15 protein-coding genes are annotated in these 19845 nt (G+C 42.9%); 2 read left to right on the top strand and 13 right to left on the bottom strand.

The genetic code is table 11. The annotated features are described in order from the left end of the window. Positions 1-13: 13 nt before the first annotated feature. The 10 genes from OCV39_RS07485 to OCV39_RS07440 all read right to left on the bottom strand — a co-directional run bounded on the left by OCV39_RS07485 (position 14) and on the right by OCV39_RS07440 (position 10814). Positions 14-1234, bottom strand: coding sequence for an ammonium transporter (locus tag OCV39_RS07485; RefSeq protein WP_017051552.1), 1221 nt, complete (start codon positions 1232-1234; stop codon positions 14-16). A 490-nt stretch (positions 1235-1724) separates the two neighbouring features. Next, positions 1725-2144 carry a hypothetical protein gene (locus tag OCV39_RS07480; RefSeq protein WP_017051554.1) on the bottom strand — a complete coding sequence of 140 codons (420 nt, stop codon included), beginning with the start codon at positions 2142-2144 and terminating at the stop codon, positions 1725-1727. A 113-nt stretch (positions 2145-2257) separates the two neighbouring features. Next, complete coding sequence (locus tag OCV39_RS07475; RefSeq protein WP_017051555.1) at positions 2258-3262, bottom strand: formate dehydrogenase subunit gamma; 1005 nt, start codon at positions 3260-3262, stop codon at positions 2258-2260. A gap of 17 nt (positions 3263-3279) precedes the next feature. Beyond that, on the bottom strand, positions 3280-3888 hold the full coding sequence (gene fdh3B / locus OCV39_RS07470) for a formate dehydrogenase FDH3 subunit beta (protein WP_017051556.1): 609 nt from the start codon (positions 3886-3888) through the stop codon (positions 3280-3282). Positions 3889-3899: 11 nt separating this feature from the next. Next, a complete protein-coding gene (locus OCV39_RS07465; RefSeq protein ID WP_261889456.1) occupies positions 3900-6755 on the bottom strand; it encodes a formate dehydrogenase subunit alpha in 2856 nt (951 codons plus the stop codon). 10 nt (positions 6756-6765) lie between these two features. Further along, a complete protein-coding gene (locus tag OCV39_RS07460; RefSeq protein WP_017051558.1) occupies positions 6766-6963 on the bottom strand; it encodes a twin-arginine translocation signal domain-containing protein in 198 nt (65 codons plus the stop codon). Positions 6964-7036: 73 nt separating this feature from the next. Beyond that, on the bottom strand, positions 7037-7696 hold the full coding sequence (locus OCV39_RS07455) for a TorD/DmsD family molecular chaperone (protein WP_261889455.1): 660 nt from the start codon (positions 7694-7696) through the stop codon (positions 7037-7039). A 6-nt stretch (positions 7697-7702) separates the two neighbouring features. Beyond that, positions 7703-9364, bottom strand: coding sequence for a 4Fe-4S binding protein (locus OCV39_RS07450; RefSeq protein ID WP_261889454.1), 1662 nt, complete (start codon positions 9362-9364; stop codon positions 7703-7705). 252 nt (positions 9365-9616) lie between these two features. Next, on the bottom strand, positions 9617-10306 hold the full coding sequence (locus OCV39_RS07445; RefSeq protein WP_261889453.1) for a DUF3306 domain-containing protein: 690 nt from the start codon (positions 10304-10306) through the stop codon (positions 9617-9619). Further along, complete coding sequence (locus OCV39_RS07440; RefSeq protein ID WP_261889492.1) at positions 10296-10814, bottom strand: DUF3305 domain-containing protein; 519 nt, start codon at positions 10812-10814, stop codon at positions 10296-10298. The genes OCV39_RS07445 and OCV39_RS07440 overlap by 11 nt, the downstream gene beginning before the upstream one ends. A 229-nt stretch (positions 10815-11043) precedes the next feature. Here OCV39_RS07440 and fdhD point away from each other — a divergent pair, with 229 nt between their 5' ends. Beyond that, a complete protein-coding gene (gene fdhD, locus OCV39_RS07435) occupies positions 11044-11880 on the top strand; it encodes a formate dehydrogenase accessory sulfurtransferase FdhD (RefSeq protein WP_261889452.1) in 837 nt (278 codons plus the stop codon). A gap of 334 nt (positions 11881-12214) precedes the next feature. Further along, entirely contained in the window at positions 12215-14101 is a 1887-nt protein-coding gene (locus tag OCV39_RS07430; protein ID WP_261889451.1) for a methyl-accepting chemotaxis protein, read from the top strand. 191 nt (positions 14102-14292) lie between these two features. Here the strand turns inward: OCV39_RS07430 and OCV39_RS07425 are convergent, their stop codons facing one another. From OCV39_RS07425 to OCV39_RS07415, 3 genes are all read right to left on the bottom strand, one after another. Continuing rightward, on the bottom strand, positions 14293-15879 hold the full coding sequence (locus tag OCV39_RS07425; RefSeq protein WP_171756736.1) for an ABC-F family ATPase: 1587 nt from the start codon (positions 15877-15879) through the stop codon (positions 14293-14295). 289 nt (positions 15880-16168) lie between these two features. Then, positions 16169-18355 carry a sensor histidine kinase gene (locus OCV39_RS07420; protein WP_171756735.1) on the bottom strand — a complete coding sequence of 729 codons (2187 nt, stop codon included), beginning with the start codon at positions 18353-18355 and terminating at the stop codon, positions 16169-16171. After that, positions 18333-19784: a sigma-54-dependent transcriptional regulator gene (locus OCV39_RS07415; protein ID WP_261889450.1), complete on the bottom strand. Its 1452-nt coding sequence runs from the start codon at positions 19782-19784 to the stop codon at positions 18333-18335. The genes OCV39_RS07420 and OCV39_RS07415 overlap by 23 nt, the downstream gene beginning before the upstream one ends. Positions 19785-19845: the final 61 nt, after the last annotated feature.

Below are 19845 nucleotides of genomic sequence, written 5' to 3'. Positions count from 1 at the left end.
CTGTTCTAGACAGTTAATCTTCATTAATCGATGAAATCTTATGAATTGCAAGATCGGCGCCATTGAATTCATCCTCTTCTGATAATCGCAGTCCTGTCATTTTATCTAAAGCACCGTAGACGATAAAAGCACCTCCAAATGCAACGATAATACCGAATCCTGTCCCAAGCAGTTGAACTGTGAAGCTTACACCACCAAGCCCTCCGAGAGCTTGCTGACCGAAAATACCCGCAGCGATACCACCCCAAGCTCCGCATACACCATGAAGTGGCCATACACCGAGTACATCGTCAATTTTGGTTCTGTTTTGTAAGAAAGTAAACAAGTAGACAAATAGAGTTCCGGCAATTGCACCCGTTATTAACGCGCCGAGAGGATGCATCAAATCCGATCCTGCACATACTGCGACTAAACCAGCCAAGGGACCATTATGGATAAACCCTGGGTCATTTTTCCCAGCAATTAACGCAGCAAGAATGCCACCTACCATTGCCATCAATGAGTTCATTGCGACCAGTCCACTAATACCATTTAAGGTTTGTGCCGACATGACATTGAATCCAAACCAACCCACGCACAATATCCAAGCTCCCAATGCTAAGAATGGGATATTGGATGGCGCAAAGTTGGTGTGTTTTCCTGCTCTTACACGTCCTTTTCGCATCCCTAGAAAAAGGACTGCGACTAAAGCAATCCAGCCCCCTACACCATGTACGACAACTGAGCCTGCAAAATCATGAAAACTTGAACCGAATGTCACTTCAAACCAGTTTTGGATACCAAAGTTACCATTCCAAATGATGCCTTCAAACAATGGATAAACCAGTCCAACAGTAAAGAAAGTGGCAATCAGTATTGGGTAGAATCGAGCCCGCTCCGCGATACCTCCAGAAACAATCGCAGGAATGGCGGCAGCAAAGGTTAATAGGAAAAAGAACTTAACTAATTCATAGCCATTACCTTGGGATAACGTCTCAGCATCGGCAAAAAAGTGTCCACCGTAGGCAACCCAGTAACCAATAAAGAAATACGCGATAGCGGAAACTCCAAAATCAGCTAAAATTTTTACTAAGGCATTCACTTGGTTCTTTTTACGTACCGTACCCACTTCCAAAAATGCAAATCCAGCGTGCATTAAGAACACCATTATTGCCCCCAAAAGCAAAAAAAGCGTGTCTGAGCTTTGAGTCAAGGTTTGAACGGCTCCATGCACTTGACTTACGGTTTGGCTCATTATTATCTCTCCATTTTTTATATTGCACTAATCCTGTGCTTTTTGTTACTCATTCACCAAAACAGTGAATTTCAATAATGCATGGAGTTCAGCAAAATGTGTTCCAGTTAGCCCTCATATCCTATATAAATTAAAACTTGTTTATATTTAATGGGTTAAACGATTTGTTAGAGTGTCTCATCGTATAGCAAATGGATAAAATAAAGGATAATGCACTATTTTGGTGATGTTGCCCTAAAACAAGGCGTATCAATTTACGCCGATAGAAAAACAACTGGCATGAGCGATCATCGTCAGAGCGGTAATTACTATGTGATGGTTTTTATCTGATGGACTTTTTCTATTAACTAGGTGTAAATCGAAGGTCTAAGAGGTAGTTTCAGGTTGAGTGATAAGCTGCCTGTTTATATACACAGTATCTCAATGTTTGTAAATCTGAGTTTGGAAATATGAATATTGAAATAAAGAGCGGCGATACCGCTCTTGAAATTTATAAGTTTGGCCCTGTTGAAGGGGCATGCGGAATGCCTTGTTTCAGTTGTCTCATCCCTTGTATTAAGCGATAAATCCATACCACAATAGCCATTGCAGCGAATCCAGCGCCAATATAGGGAATGATGTAAGCGATTGAGTCAATCCAAGTCGATTGATACCAGTAGTCATTCATTCCAGCTAACACACCGTTCGATGTCGCAACAGTTACAATTAACACGACAAAAAATGTTAGAAAAAGGAAAAAGCTACGGATCAGCCCATAATAATGGGAATTCACCATGTCACCGTCTTCGTTTTTATCAAGTCGATAGCCTGCGTAAACAATGGCTATAATGCCTGATATAAGAAACGTAAATGGGGTTAAAAGGCTGGCTATATAGGCAAACCAGATGCCATTTTTGTTGGTTGCGTTCATGAAACTATTTACTCTCTGAACTAATTAACGTTATGTAAGCTTGATTCAAGTGCCGTTTTATCAACCAAGATGACTAAGCCACCTTGGTTGATGTTACTGATAAAAGAGATCTGCTAATCACTCTTCTCTGAGTGTTGAGCCGACTTCACCTCTTCATACCAAAGATCATGGTGCTCTTTTGCCCACGTTTCATCGACTTCACCAGTAACCATACCTTCTAGTGCGCCTTCCATGCCAAATAAACCGATATAGATATGGAAGATGAAACCACAAATCAAGATCAGTGCAGAGAACATATGAACCAGATTCGATAGCTCCATATCTCGGCGAGTTTGGTCAAAAATTGGGAAGTCGAGCACTAGTCCACTGACCGCCGCAACTGCACCAAATACGATCAGCAACCAATAGATCGCTTTTTCACCACCATTGGAGAACCCTGCTGATGGATGGGTTCCTTTATGTTTCCCTACCATGCCACCCATCTTCATAAACCAAGATATATCCGTTTTGTTGAATAGCGACTTACGCCACCATTTCAATAAGATACAAGTCAGTAGAATGAAGAACAGTGGACCTACATAGTTATGATACTGCTTAGCGAGATAGATGATGTTTCCCCACCAATCGGTTGGGATATAGGGTTTTAGGAAGTGTTTTCCGTAAACCAACATCAAGCCACTAAAAGCCAACGTTAAGAAAGTAAACGCCATACTCCAGTGCAAAGCACGATCTAAACGAGACCAACGCTTAATTTTCTTACCTGTTCTCGGTGCGCTCAGCATTAACGGCCCTACAGCAATATAAGCCAAGACGACCATCGCAATGCTACCAAAAATAGCGATTGCGCCAGCAGGTGACATCCATTTCTCTTTTAATAAGAACCATGTTTGTCCCGGGGTACTGATAAGCATGCCATGCTCAGGAAATTGAGAGGTGGTATACCCGACTTCTCCATCTTTAACTTGACGCCAAAAATCTGCTCCCGCTAACTGAGTCATCTCTTTCTCAGCAGAAGATGCACTCTGCTCTTGTGCCGACGTAGGAAAACTAAACGCGAGTAGGAATGCTGCCAATAAAGGCAGCATCACGAGAGTCGCACGTTTAAGACGTTGAAACATAACTCTCTCCGTCATCATTAGCTCTTAGTCGCATCAAAAGAAAGATCTTCGCCGTTTGTCCAGCCAGCGCCTTTTGCTCCGCGCTCTACCACACGTTGGCGGAAGATCTCAGACACTTTCTCTGCATCACCCGCAATCAAAGCTTTAGTTGAACAAAGTGACGCACACATTGGCAGTTTGCCTTCTGCGATACGGTTTGCACCGTACTTTTTGCGCTCTTCTTCAGAACCCGCTTCCGTTTCAGGACCGCCAGCACAGAAAGTACATTTATCCATTTTTCCACGCTCACCAAAAGCAGACTGCTTAGGAAATTGTGGTGCACCAAACGGGCAAGCAAACAGGCAGTAGCCACAGCCGATGCATAAATCTTTATTATGCAGCACGATGCCATCTTCAGTGTGCTCAAAGCAATCTGCAGGACAAACCGCCATACAAGGAGCATCTGTACAGTGCATACAAGCCACTGAGATTGAGTTTTCTCCCGGTTCGCCATCATTTAAAGTGACAACACGTCGACGTTGAATGCCCCACTCTAGAGCATCATCATTTTCATTTTTACATGCTGTGACACAGCCATTACATTCGATACAACGCTTGGTGTCACAAAGGAATTTCATTCTAGCCATCTTTATGACTCCTACGCTTTACTAATTTTACAGAGAGTAACTTTGGTTTCCTGCATTTGCGTTACAGGGTCATAACCATAAGTCGTTGCGATGTTTGCAGATTCACCAATCACATAAGGATCGGTGCCTTCTGGGTACTTATCACGTAACTCTTCACCTTGGAATTTACCGCCGAAATGGAAAGGCAAAAATGCTAAGCCAGGTTTCACTCTACGAGTCACCATTGCTTTCACATGAATACGTCCTTTTTCTGCGCCTTCAACCCAAACCATATCGCCATCTTTGAATCCAATGTCATTGGCATCTTTCGGGTTTACTTCAACGAACATCTCTTGCTGTAATTCCGCTAACCAAGGGTTTGAACGTGTCTCTTCACCACCACCTTCGTACTCAACAAGACGACCAGACGTTAGAATGATCGGATACTCTTTCGACTTGTCTTGATCTTGAATTGATTTGTACATCGTAGGTAGACGGTAGATCGATTCACTGTCATCCCAGGTTGGGTAATCAGCAACTAGGTCGCGGCGCGGTGTATACAGTGGCTCACGGTGCAACGGAACGCGATCTGGGAATGTCCAAACCACCGCACGAGCTTTAGCATTACCGTAAGGCATACAACCATGCTTAATCGCGACGCGCTGGATACCACCAGATGTGTCCGTTTTCCAGTTTTTACCTTCAGCGGCTGCTTTTTCTGCTTCAGTGAGATCATCCCACCAACCTAGGTGTTTAAGCAGTTTAGAGCTAAATTCTGGGTATCCATCTTCAAGCTCACAATCTTTTGAGAAGCTGTCTTCTGCAAGTAGGTTTTTACCTTCAAATTCAACACCAAAGCGAGCACGGAAGTTACCACCACCAAGAGCTACTGGTTTCGATGTATCATAAAGAATATGCGAACCTGGGTGCTTCATTTCAGGGGTGCCCCAACATGGCCAAGGAAGACCATAGGTTTCACCGTGCGCAGGGCCGCCTTCCGCTTCTAATGATGTTTTATGGAAAGTGTGCCAGTTCATAGTGTGTGATTTGATTCGCTCAGGGCTTTGGCCTGTGTAACCAATCGTCCACATACCACGGTTGAATTCGCGAGTGATGTCTTCGATGACGGGAATATTTCCGTTCACGGCAACGTTTTTGAAAAGTTGATCAGAAAAGCCAAGTTTCTTCGTCAGTAAGTACATGATTTCATGATCGACCTTCGATTCAAACAGTGGCTGTATCACTTGCTCACGCCATTGGAATGAACGGTTTGAAGCCGTAACTGAACCCGACGTTTCAAATTGCGTGGTTGCAGGAAGCAGATACACGCCATCCGTACGGTCATTCATGACAGCCGCAACGGTTGGGTATGGATCGACAATGACCATCATGTCGAGCTTCTGCATCGCTTTTTTCATTTCGACGCCGCGAGTTTGTGAGTTAACGGCATGACCCCAATAGAACATCGCGCGGATATTATCGTTCTGTTCGATATTATCTTTATTTTCTAATACACCATCAATCCAACGAGACACAGGGATACCCATGTTGTTCATTGGTTTTTTACCGCGATATTTATTTTGGTCGAATTGGTTTTGAACCCAAGAGTAATCAAGTTCCCATACTTTAGACCAGTGTTTCCACGCGCCTTCAGATAAGCCGTAATAGCCCGGAAGTGTATGAGACAAAACGCCTAAATCTGTTGCGCCTTGAACGTTATCGTGACCACGGAAGATGTTTGCACCGCCACCTGATTTACCCATATTGCCAAGAGCAAGCTCAAGAATACAGTATGCACGAGTGTTGTTGTTACCCGTTGTATGTTGAGTACCACCCATACACCAAACCACACACCCAGGGCGGTTTTCAGATAGCAGTTTCGCCGTTTGGTACACTTCATCACGTGAAATGCCCGTTACGCGTTCAACCTCTTCTGGTGTCCATTTCGCCACTTCTTCACGAATTTCATCCATACCGAATACACGCTGACGAATGAACTCTTTGTCTTCCCATTTATTTTCAAACACATGCCATAGCACGCCCCAAATAAAGGCAACATCAGAACCAGGACGAAGTGATACGTAATGATCCGCTTTAGCGGCGGTACGAGTGCGGCGAGGATCAGCAACTACGATCTTACAGTTGTTTTTCTCTTTAGCGATTAAGATGTGCTGCATGGCAACGGGATGAGCTTCTGCAGGGTTTGAACCAATGAATAGCATCGACTTACAGTTATGCATATCATTGAAAGAGTTTGTCATTGCCCCGTAACCCCAAGTGTTGGCAACACCAGCAACTGTGGTTGAGTGACAAATTCGCGCTTGGTGATCGACGTTATTCGTACCCCAAAGCGATGCCATCTTACGGAACATGTAGGCCTGTTCATTGCTGTGTTTTGCACTGCCTAGCCAATAAACCGAATCAGGACCAGACTCTTTGCGAATCTGCAACGCTTTCTCACCGATCTCTTCGATCGCTTGATCCCACGATAACTTCTTCCATTTGCCGTTTTCTAACTTCATCGGGTATTTAAGACGGCGTTCACCATGACCATGTTCACGTAACGCAGCACCTTTCGCACAGTGTCCACCAGCGTTAAATGGGTGATCGTAAGCGGGTTCTTGACCCGTCCATACGCCATTTTGTACTTCTGCGTAGATACCGCAGCCAACAGAACAGTGTGAACAGATGGTACGTTTTATCTCAGTTTTAGCATCAGCATCTACTGTTTTTGCTTCCGCTTTTTTCATCATGCCCGGCGCAAACATACAAGCGCCAGCCGCTACACCACCAGCAGCAAGTGAAGAGTTCTTCATAAATGCGCGGCGGCTAATACCAAACTGATTTTCAGCCTTTGATACGCTATCGGAGCGTTTCATTAATTTCATTATTTAGCTCCTAAAGCGTGTCGTAATAATCACGAATATGTTGAGTTTCTTTGTAACCTTCTGTTTTAACTTCAACTTTAGGTTGTTCAGTATCCGATGCCGCAGCGATTTTAGTCGTGCCAGCAATCACAGCACCTGCTACTGTCGCTGTTGTTATGCCTTTAAGTAAATCTCGTCGGCTGGTGTTTACTTCGTTTTTGTCTTTCATACATTGCGTCCTTTGCCAAATTGGCATCAGTGGATGCTTGTGCATCTCTTTTGCTTAATATGTGGAGTTCTGGTTAATTCGTTGCTGAATCAACAACGTTCTTCACGTCAATTTTTGAGTTATTTCTTTTATTCATCGGGTTTTCTGCAAAGTTCACTTGTTCTAAGCTCAAGTAACCTTCAATTAAAGCGGCAACAGCTAGATAGAAATCCGCACTTTTTGATTGTTGAATGTGATTCACTAACGACAGGTACCAAGGCGATATGTGCTGGTTGAAAAATTTCTTCTGAATCGCAAATGCAGCTTTAGGTTCATCATTCGAAGACTCGATCAATAGAGACATCACTTCACAAAGTGCTGCCATATGATCTTCTGGCTCTTTCACATCCTCATTTCGTTCAAAGCCAAGTTCCGCTAAACTTTGGCGGAGATCGGATAGTGGCTTTTCCATTAATGCACCAGCAATATGCCATGAACCAAATGGAACGACTTCTCCGCGCCCAACACCAATGAAGAGATCTTGAAACTCCTCTTCGATTTTGAAAACATCACCTGCTTGAGCCGCCGATTTCAATTTAGCCCACGCGATAGCCATTGGCTGAGTACCTTGATTCAGTTCAATCTCCGTAAGGAAATGAAGTAAATCTTGGCTTGGTGATTCTCTTAATAACTGCGCAATCAGCAGATAGATATCGATTCTTAAGGATTGATCTTGTTCTAGTTCCACGTTCATTCCCTTCTAGTAAGTCAGTTGATCTTCAGGCTTTTCCGCCATCGACTCAAAAACATCAACCACACGGCAATCTTCACACATCGCAATACGGTTAAGAGAGGCAGCATCAGAAAAATGAGAGTGACCACGTAACTTGTCTTGTAACATGGTAATCATAGATTGCGGGGCAAACGGCTTATGACAGCGTAAACACTCTGCTGCGGGTTCGTCATAAAGTGAAATAGCAGACTGGCGAGTCTCTTTATCCCAGTTCATACGAGGTTCTAAACTCAATGCTTTTTCAGGACAGGCTTTTTCACACAAGCCACACTGAACACAATCTTGTTCGATGAATTTAAGGCTTGGAGATTGACCATCATTATGTAGAGCCGCTGTAGGACAAACCGCAACGCACGCCATACACAGTGTGCAATCTTTCTCACTACACGAAACAGAACCATATGGAGCTGTTGAAGGCATCTCTTGAATGGTTTCAACCGGAATTCGATTACTGGCTAAAGCATCAAGTGCGGTGAATAGCCTTTCTCGCTTATTCCCTTCTAACTCTCCTATCCAAAGTTCAAAAGGAAGAGTTTGTAGTGATGGCGTTTGATGTCTTAGGGTTTCCAGATACAAGATATCAACGCACTCTTTGTTGATACCAAGCTGATCAAGAAGATCTTGAGCAATTCCGACTTCATGATTCAGTACGCGTTGAATGGTTTGAGGCATGTGCTTACTCGCCGCAAACAAGACTTGAGTCGCGCCATTGGTCAAGGCTGCAAACCAAGTATCAATACCGATAGAAGCCAAATCTTCAACCACAATTGGAACAACGTTATCTGGTAGTACTCTCAGCGCCATCAAATTATAAGTTTCATGACGAGCACTACAGATCAGCACGATAGGATCTCGCCCGCCCGCCTCTTCGTAATTAAGCAGCGTACGTTCGATGAATTTTTGGGTATCTTGAGGATTTGGAAGTGCGTAATGAATGGCTTCTGTAGGACAAGCTGTCGCGCATGTTCCCACGCCTTGACATAAATAAGGGTTGATCTCGATCTTATGACCAATCTTATCGTTTCCTTCACTAGAAAGAGCACCTGCAGGGCAAGCATCAACACATCGCTCACACCCTTTGACGCCACGTGAACTGTGCGCACAAAGATCGGTATCCAAACGGAAGTACTTAGGCTTATCAAAGGTCCCCATTAGCGTTGGGATCTCTTCTAGCGCTTCAGCGAGTGACGGATAGCCTCTTCCTACTGGGTAATAGCCTGGGACTGGAACTTCTTCCGTCATACAACCATTAAGAGATAGGTCCAAAACGACATCAAAACAGTCACTGTGAACGGCTATTTTTGCAAGATTAGAGCGAACACCATGATTTTCGATAACGACTTCAAATGTGCCTAAGAATCCACTTAGTTCGATTGAATTAGCGAAATAAAGATTGGAATGCTCAGATCTCTCGCCATCAGTAGACAGAAGGGTCAAAGAGTTCATTTGAGAGAGCTGTTCAGATGCACTCACAATGATAGCGGTTGGACCAATAATTAGCGTATTACCGCCACTTTCATAACTGACCGTCGGTGGAATAAGGTTGGTTAACTCAACCGTATTCTCAATAGCAAAGGCTCTTGCTTTTCCATTGTCCGATTCTGTTTGTTGTAAAAATTGTTTTAACATTGCTTGGTTCCATCAAAGAACGTATTCATGCGATAGACTTTGTATAGCAAATAGTGTTCCATTTTTACTTTTGTATTAAATAACAGGTAGATACACATAAATTGCATCTTAAAAGTTCAGTTTCATCAAACAAAAAAAAAGAGCGGGACAATTTGTCTCACTCTTTCAATTGATTCATCAGTCAAAATGTACCTATTTGTTGTATGGTATATTTTGTCCTAGCCCTAATGAGGTATTTAGTGATTGTTTCTATTAGCAATTATTCTCATTAAGTGGTGATTTGTTCATACTATCTTGATTATGCTTTACTTGATTATCATTGAGATGTTCGTCAACTCGATGTTCGTCAACTACAGTGTCAGTCGCATATTGATGAGTTTCGTTGGAATTGGACTCTGCAGAACTGGCGATATTATCCGCCTCTTCATTTAACGCAGTCTCTTGGGGTTGGTCTATATCCTCAGGATCATCTTCGATAATCTCTTTCGCCCAGCCTCTAAGTGTTTCAGCAACCTCTTTTGAGAGCGTTTTAACGGCTTTGTAATCATGATCGTAATCATTCAACGCATCGACTTCACTAAATTCACCACTCAGGAAAAGTTTCCTCAGAGCCGCTTTCTTAACACTGGCTTCAGCACCTGTGGTTAATAGCTCCGCTATGGGAAGATCCGTAACGGAAGCGTCCACAACATCGCCCGAGCTTTCTGTTTCAGGATGATCAGATTCTAGATAACCAGTTTCGTTAACACCGCTCTCTTTGGACGTATTAGGGCCTGTAGTTATCGTGTTAAGCTCTGTCGCTATAAGGTCAGAATCCGTTTCATTCATGCCCAGAGCATCAGGCACAACCTCATTACCTACATCAAGGTCGACTTTATCTACAGGTTCTTCTTTGTTACTCAGCTTTCGTTGAGACCAGCGTGAAAGAAAGTTAGTTGCCACTTGCGCGCCCCGCACCTTTACGTTTCTTACGTCGAACTTCGATTAATTCACCATGGCGCCCTATATACGCTTCCATCCAAGCTTGTACTGCTAATGGCATGTCATCGGAAAGCACCAAGTAATCACCGTCCATATATTGTCCTGCAACGCTCTGAGACGCGGTAAGTGTGACAATGTTAGGTGCGATAACGTTAGCTTCGCTATTCTCTTCAAGACTTTCGTCATCTAAATTTTCGAGTACGACAAAGAGTTTAGGCATCTGAGAGTTCAAGTTGAATCGGTAATCCGTACGCTCATCTCTATGAAGCTCTAATAGTCCTACATTTTTCTGCAATATTTGAGGACGAGTATTGAACCCTTTAAGTTGCCATTGGGTGGTCGTCCAAAGCTTCTTAACGATCTGTTCTGAAATTAACTGACACTCAATATGCCAAATAGACTCTGTCTTCTCGACCGTTGGTGTTTGGCTTTTAGAGTCATCGACGTTTACCTGTTTCTCGTGAGTCATAAGCGTTGCATACCTTTTATTCATTCTCTCTTTGTTGTTACTAAAGCAATTTTCACGCCAGCCACATTCATGTCGTTTTATTGGTTAACGTTTTTTGGAACAAGAATTGCTATGTTAATCAATTATAACGTATAAGGTATTACGACAGAGGCAACAGACTTTATCTGACTCACAACTCTGTATGACCATTTCAAACTATGACCATTTCAAACTATGTAAGGATCATTTAGTGACCAAGCCGAATATCATTAAAACTGGGGCAAACCCATTTCAAACGCTAGAAGTTGAAGTATTCGATGAATATGGTGAAAAACTAACGAAACAAATCGCCTGTGAGCGCCCTCTTACAGTGATGTTAAATTGGAAAGAAATTGTCACCTTAATGACTCTTGGTTCAAGACCAGAAGCTTTAGTTCTGGGTTATCTTAAGAATCAGAGCTTTTTGAGCGATCCTGAAGCGATTGATTCTGTGATTATTGATTGGGAAACTCACTCTGCTGCGGTTATTACAAAAGAAGACACCAGCGAACTTGATGAAGCATTAAAGAAGAAAACCGTCACATCTGGCTGTGGGCAAGGCACAATGTATGGCAATGTGATGAAGCAGTTGGATAACTATCAGGTTCCACAAACCAAGATTAAGCAATCTCAAATCTATACTGCGCTTGAAGCCTTAACACACTACAACGATACCTATAAAAAAGCAGGCGCCGTTCACGGTTGTGCGGTATGCAAAGATGATCAGGTATTGTCGTTTGTAGAAGATGTAGGCCGACATAACGCCGTTGATACTTTGGCTGGTGAGATGTGGCTTAACAAAGAGAGCGGTGAAGATAAGATCTTCTATACCACAGGTCGATTGACCTCAGAAATGGTGATTAAAGTGGCGCAGATGGGCATTCCTGTTCTTCTTTCTCGATCTGGTGTTACTCAAATGGGCCTCGATTTGGCGCAGAAATTTGGGATTACGACCATTGCTCGTGCAAAAGGTTTACGATTTCAAGTCTTTACTGGAGCAGATAAAATTGAGTTTGATGTTAAAGGAACGCATAGCCTAAGCTGTTAATGATTACCCTGTACATCGCAATACGTTACGCCACAATCTATGGTTGAAATGATATTCCCTTAGATCATAAATACTGTATTTTCCAATATTGGTGAATGCAGTATTTTTTTTATCTGTCTCTCCTTCATCACTACTTTATTAAGTTCTATAAATTCAAGTGGTTACTATTCAAATCCTGCATAATTTATATCCCTTTCATTTTTTTTATTTATACAAACTTGTAATAATATGTTTCACAGCTATTAGTTGTATATCCACTAAAGAAGTTAATTATAAATTGGTTTAAACCAAAACATAGTGGTCAACGTCGACGTTAGCTAACAAGGAGGTGCCTATGAATGGGTCACCAGAAAACGCTGCTCCATCGCGTTCATTATCGATAAAAGTTAAATTATTACTTATCACGATGACGCTATTCTCTGGTATCGCGAGTTATGCCATCTATGAGTTCTATAGTTTGCAAAAACTTGAGCTCGTTCACCATGCCGCAGAGCTAAACCTTTCCAGTAAAGCTGAACTTTTAACGCTTAGACGCCATGAGAAAGACTTTTTGATGCGTAAGGATGAAAAATACTTATCTAAGTTCGACAATACTTATATTGATTTAGAGAGCCATATCGCATCCCTCCAGCCTTTGCTGATGTCGATAGACTCTAAACCCCATCATGAAATTGATGAGCTGCTCGGTTCGCTGAAGAGTTATAAAAACCAATTTGATAATTTAAGCCAGCATGCACTGTTGATAAATTCTGAAAGCGAACACAGTTATCGTGCAAAGCTCGGCCAATCTCGGGAGTTATTGCACCAACAGCTAGAGCAAGAGCGGAATGTTTCTCTCACGCTTCAGTTTATTGAACTTATTGAGCAAGAGTACACATTTGTTAGCTCTCCAAGCGCAGAGAGTCGGGAAACATTCATTGAAGCATTGAACGAGTTGAGTGTGTTATTTGCTGAATTTGATATTGCTAATGATAACCTCACGATTTACCAACGCGATTTTGAAACCTTGGCAGATGCGATGGTCGTTTTCGGCCTCTCTCCAAATTCAGGAATGCGCGGCAAACTACGTGCGAATGTCCATCAAACAGAGCAAGCACTTTCAGGTATGCTCACTCAAATTAATAACAGCGTCGATGTACTCTCTACGGAAATAAAACGTGATATGGCGTTAATGGGAGGCGGTATTGTTTTGATTGTATCGAGCATGATTATTATTGTGTCGAATATGATCACAAGGCGAATCAATGATATCAATACACTGATGAGCGACATTGCTCATGGTAGTGGTGACTTGACCGTTCGAATGAATGCTAAAGGTAGTGATGAGTTGGCACAGCTATCGAATTCGTTCGACCTATTCATTTCTAAATTGCAGATGAATATTACCGATATCGCTCAAGTGATGAATGTCCTGACTGAATGTTCAGAGACATCACAGCAAGCCGCCACTCAAAGTCTTGATAATGTGAGTAAACAGAAAGCGGAGTCTGAGTCCGTTGCGACGGCGGTTAATGAATTGGTTATGACAAGCAACGAGATAACAGCAAACATCGAAAGCGCGGCTCATACTGCACACAATGTTAAACTCGAAGCGGAAGAAAGCATGCGACTAACCAATATTGCGGGCGCAAGCACTCAAGAGCTCACTCGGAATATTGAACAATCTCAGATATTGATTAAAACATTAGAGTCGCAAAGCCGTGATATTTACTCGGTAATAACCACCATACAAGGCATTGCCGAGCAGACTAACCTACTCGCATTGAATGCTGCCATTGAAGCGGCTCGAGCGGGAGAGAATGGACGCGGTTTCGCGGTGGTCGCGGATGAAGTTCGCCAACTGTCTCATATGACCAATGATTCAACTAAGCAAATCGAGTCCACTATCTCAGGCTTAAAAGATGGTGTTGAGCAAACGGTGAGTTTGATGCAAACCAGTTTAGGTCAAGCACATGAAACGAATGAACAAACGAAATATGCAGCGAGTTCTATCACAAAGATCGTCGATCAAATTAGTGAGATGTTTGATATGAATTCACAGATTGCGACGGCATCAGAAGAACAATCGATGGTGTCAGCAGAAATTGACCGTAATATCACTCAAATTGCGGAACTGGCAGGCGACACATCAAATCTTGTTATTAAATCAGTGCATTGCAGTGAACATGTCACAGAAGTAAGCGAAAAATTAGAACGCGTAGTCGGTCAATTTAAATATTGATACCAAGATAGTGCGATTAACAAATGAGGAATGAGAGAGGAAGATTCGCTCAATACAAATGTGTAGGTGACAGATACAAAAACGCTCCGACTTGCGGAGCGTTTTTCGTTTTAATTTCGCTTTTAGTTTCTGATACGCTGCAATGCAATTGCGAAAATGACGAATCAGTGACTCTGCGATCTTAAACTAAATTATGATTCGCGAGATTTTAAGAACTCGGCATACGTACCACGGAAATCATTGATTTTTCCATCTCTGATTTCAAGGATACGAGTTGCAAGTGAATCAACGAACTGACGGTCGTGAGAAACGAAGAACAGTGTGCCCTTGTAGTTCTCAAGTGCTAAGTTCAATGCTTCGATTGATTCCATATCCATGTGGTTGGTAGGCTCATCCATAAGAAGCATGTTTGGCTTGTGCATCATGATCTTGCCAAGCAACATACGACCTTGTTCACCACCAGAGATCACTTTTACTGATTTCTTAATATCATCTTGACCGAAAAGCATACGGCCTAGGAAACTACGAACAACTTGCTCGTCTTCGCCTTCTTGACGCCATTGGCTCATCCAATCAAATAGGTTTAGATCTTGCTCAAAATCATGTGCGTGATCTTGCGCGTAGTAACCGATGTTTGCATTCTCAGACCATTTGTAAGAACCGTTACGGGGTTCTAGAACACCAGCAAGCGTGTTCAACAGCGTTGTTTTACCCACGCCATTCTCACCGATGATAGCAACACGCTCACCAACTTCAAAAATTGCATCGAACTTCTCGTATAGATCCTCTTCAAAGCCTTGGTTAATGCCTTCAAGAATAAGTGCATTACGGAATAGCTCTTTAGATTGCTCAAAACGGATAAATGGGTTCTGACGGCTTGATGCTTTAACTTCATCAAGTTGGATCTTATCAATTTGCTTAGCACGAGATGTTGCTTGCTTCGCTTTTGATGCGTTTGCAGAGAAACGAGATACGAACGTTTGAAGTTCTGCGATCTGCGCTTTTTTCTTCGCGTTATCAGATAGTAGACGTTCACGAGCTTGGGTCGCTGCAAACATGTACTCATCGTAGTTACCAGGGTAAAGACGAAGCTCACCGTAATCCAAATCCGCCATGTGTGTACAAACACTGTTTAGGAAGTGACGGTCATGCGAGATGATGATCATTGTGCAGTTGCGTTGGTTTAACGTATCTTCCAACCAACGGATAGTATCCATATCCAAGTTGTTGGTAGGTTCATCAAGAAGCATGATGTGCGGGTCTGCGAACAGTACTTGAGCCAATAGAACACGAAGTTTCCAACCAGGAGCGACTTCGCTCATTAGGCCGTAATGCTGTTCTAGAGGAATACCTACAGCAAGAAGAAGTTCACCGGCTTTAGATTCAGCCATGTAACCATCCATTTCTGCGAATTCAACTTCTAGATCCGCCACTTTCATGCCGTCTTCTTCAGTCATTTCAGCCAAAGAGTAAATACGGTCACGCTCTTGTTTTACTGCCCAAAGTTCTTTGTGGCCCATGATTACCGTGTCTAGAACGGTGAATTCTTCATAAGCAAATTGGTCTTGGTTCAGTTTTGCTACACGCTCATTTGGATCAACACTTACGTTACCACCAGAAGGCTCTAGCTCACCGCTAAGGATCTTCATAAACGTCGATTTACCACAGCCGTTAGCACCGATGAGACCGTAGCGGTTTCCTTCACCGAATTTAACTGAGATGTTTTCAAAAAGAGGCTTAGCGCCGAATTGTTGGGTAATGTTTGCGGTAGATATCAATGTATTCTTCCAATTGTCGTATAGTTATCAAACGTTAAAAAAGCCATCAAATAGACAGCTCTAGCGTTAAAAGCGGGGGCGAGTATAGCAGCTTTCGTGAAGTACATCACTCTTAAGGGAAGGGAATATGGTGAATAATTGATGATTATTTCATCAAAAGAGCTTGGGTGTATATCGGGCATACTCTCTCTGTTCGAATAAACAACTGACGTCGTTAAATGTCAGCCTGACACTCAGCGGACTATCGACCGGCCGAGTATAGGGATGAGAGAAAAAAACAGCCCTGTGTTTACTTGCTAGTAATGAGCAGGTTGGTATCAGATTTCTTGGGTAAGTAAACACTAAAACGGCTTCCTTCACCGAAGGTCGATGTTGCTCGAATCTCTCCACCAGTCTGGCTAAGAATACTTTGAGATACTGAGAGCCCTAACCCGGTGCCATCACGTTTAGTGGTGAAAAAGGGATCAAAAATACGTTTCAGGTTTTCAGGCTTGATTCCGCACCCCTGATCTTCAACATGAATTATCGCCCCTATACTCTCTTCTCCTTTGATCCAATCCTCACTGATGACGGTCAACTGCCCTTCTCCATTCATTGAGTGGATAGCATTCATCTGTAAATTGACTAATATTTGCAACAGCTGGTTTCGATTTACTTCGACGGATGTTTTGGCATGTAAATCCGTTTTATAGGTAATGTTTCGTTTCTTAGCTCCCGTTTTTACCAACGTAATACTTTCATCGAGAATAGGGTTCACATGTTGCCAAGTGATCTCATCTTGAACACCACCATGACGGCTATATTGCAAAAGGCTGCGAGTAATATTTCTGATGCGATCTATTTGATCCATGATGGCGGTAATCTCTTCCTCTACGCGCTCTGCATCTTCATCTAACTCGAACTTCATCAATTCAACATTCCCCAAAATCACTGCGGTTGGGTTGTTGATTTCATGGGCAATACCGGCCGTTAATTCACCAAGTGCGGCCAGTTTTTCATTCACAACCAATTTATCACGTGTCTGATTAAGCAGTTGTATATGGTGCTCAAGCTGTTGTGTTTTTTCGTGCAAACTTGCTGTTCTGACCTGTACCTTACACTCTAGCTCTGCTGCAGCTTGTTCGATTTGAGCATTTCTCTGCCTGAGTAGATCGAGCATGGTATCGAACTGTTTTGCAAGTTGCGTCAGTTCATGTTGGTCATCTAACCCGATCTTACCAATGCGGGTGTTCTTGCCCATTTGAACTTCTTTCACCACTTTATGGATCTGTTCGATTGGGTTAAAGAGGTCTCTAGAGCCTCGATACACCATGAAACCTGAAATAAGCAGTAGGCTAAGAATGGTAAAGGTTATTTCACCTAAGTTAGTTAGGTAGGTTTTCAACAGAGGCCAGATTAAATACCCGGTATAGAGCATCCCTACGACATTATTTTGTTGATCTCTAAGTGGTCGGTAAGCGGTGATATACCAAGCGTCATACACATACGCTCGATCAATCCACTCTTTGCCATCATTCAATACCTTCTGATGAACAGAGTGAGAAACGCGCGTTCCGATTGCACGCCCTTCTCTAATGTCGCTATTAAGTGGAACATTCGTCGAGACACGTAGGTCGTTAAGAAAAATGGTCACGGTTCCAACAGGACGACTAGACGTTCTTTTCTTATTTATGCTTCCACCGAGTGGCTCATTTTTTTCTGCCAGCAGATGGTCTGTATTATTGTTATTACTTGAATCACTCTCAGTCATCAGCTTGTTGCTTGTTGCTGCAGTTGCTTGATGACTTTGCGCCGAATACGCTTTGTGTGCTGGTGGGTAGATAAGATCCCGAATCTGATCGACAAGTTTCGTGCTGTTATTTAACAACAGGCCACCATCAAGAAAGCCTATGATCTCTTTCTCTTGATTCCGGACAGGGATAATTGTCCTACTCACTAGCCCTTGCGTTTCTACCTGAGCTGTACCCAAAATTGGGACTTGAGCTCTATTTGCTAGATCGGGATCTAAATGCTCAAGTTGTCGTTTATCAAGTAAATCGAAAAAAGCAGTTTCGTTTTGAGCGCCCGTTAACTGCCACGGATGCACGACAACATCGTTTGGGTGCCAATGAAGAAAATCTAAGTTATAGCGTACTTTTTGTTTAGTCACCCATTGCGAGATCTCGGTATTTGTTGCTTGCTTATTGACTAATACTCTAAAGTCATAAGAATTTGAGAGCGCATTAACATGATTAGCCTGCTTTTGTTGAAGCAGACTAATGCTGTTATCAGCTACATCTAGGCGCTCGGAGATATTTACCAACGCTTGCTGCCACGTATAATGGATCGACCAATAGATGGTAATTCCAACCAGTGCAAATAGAGTCAGAAATATAGGCGCTGAAGTTAAAAATAGTAACCTATATCGCACCATCGTCTTAAAACGAAAGCGCCATTTAGAGATAAAACCTGTCTCAGCCAACATATTCAGAGCCATCGGTGTCCCACTCTTTAAATTTACGTTCTAGTGTTTTTCTCGCAACGCCTAGCTCTCTTGCCGCAGCTGATTTATTGCCATCGTGATAGTCGACAAGTTGTTGTATATGAGACTTTTCGACATCTTTTAGCGTCCATGAATTTGGGTAACCGATAATATTGTCGGGTTTTCCTTCTGGAATGGATGGTACTTCCATACTGTGTGACACCGTCACTGAAACGTGAGTTGGCGTAGATGTGCCGTTAAGCTCACGCCAGTAGTGAGCAGGCGGTTTCCCTAACAATATGCAGCGTTCCATTAGGTTCTTTAATTCACGTATATTCCCTGGCCATTCGTACTCATCCATTGCGAGTATATCTTCGTGCGCCCATTTAGGCTCTGGCATCGCCAATTCAGCCGCTAACATGCGCGTGAAATACGGTACTAAGTCCATCAGGTCGATACGACGTTCGCGCAAGGGTGAAACTTCGATTTTGAGCACGTTCAGTCGGTAATAGAGATCTCGACGAAAATTGCCTTTATCAACCTCTTCAAGCAAGTTGCGATTCGTGGCAGCAACAACTCGAACATCAATACTCACCTCTTTTTCTGAGCCAACAGGACGAATGGTTCGCTGCTCTAATACACGTAACAGTGCAGATTGCATTGGAAGTGGCATTTCACCAATTTCATCTAAAAATAGTGTTCCGCCACTTGCGACTCTAAATAGCCCTTCTCTATTTTTTTTAGCTCCCGTAAATGCTCCGGATGTGTGCCCGAACAATTCACTTTCAAGCAACTCTGGTGCAATCGCACCGCAGTTGATGGGGACAAAAGGCCCAGTGCGTTGGCTCGCTTCATGCACACCACGGGCGACTAGCTCTTTTCCCGTTCCCGATTCTCCCTCAATAAGAACGGAGGCTCTTGACGGTGCGAATTGAGTGATTAATTGGCGGAGCTGTTTCGTTTTATCTGAGCCACCAATAATCTCTGTTGCCACGTAGCGGTTAAAGTCATGCTGTAGCGCGTATTGCATTCTTTCGCTCAAACGCTTATCCATGCATCGCTGCACCGCTTGTAGCATCTGTTCTAAATTAAATGGCTTGAGAATAAAATCCGATGCGCCCAGTTTTAAGGCTGAAATTGCGGTTTCTAAATCGGCGTAACCCGTCATAAAAATCACATCAGCGCGTTTTTCTGAATCATTAAACGCCTCTTCCCACTCAATGCCTGAACGACCAGGAAGGTTGATATCCAAAATAATAAGATCGTAATGACTACTCATTCTCAGAGATTCTGCGTCATCAATGCATCCCGCGGTATCCACTTTGGCAAACCATTTTCCTAAGGCTTTTTTTAAGATGGTTTGCATCCCCACTTCATCATCGACAACTAAAACAGAGAATGCTTGGTACTGAGATGTATTTTTGTAATCGGTCAGTTTGGACATAGAAAGCCTTAAATATGAATCTGTTAATCATTGGGGAGAGAACCGAATAAGTATATTGACG

This window comes from Vibrio cortegadensis (assembly GCF_024347395.1).
GTDB lineage: Bacteria > Pseudomonadota > Gammaproteobacteria > Enterobacterales > Vibrionaceae > Vibrio > Vibrio cortegadensis.
Note: the sequence above shows the minus strand (reverse complement) of the source record. Positions and strands in the feature narration are given on the sequence as shown.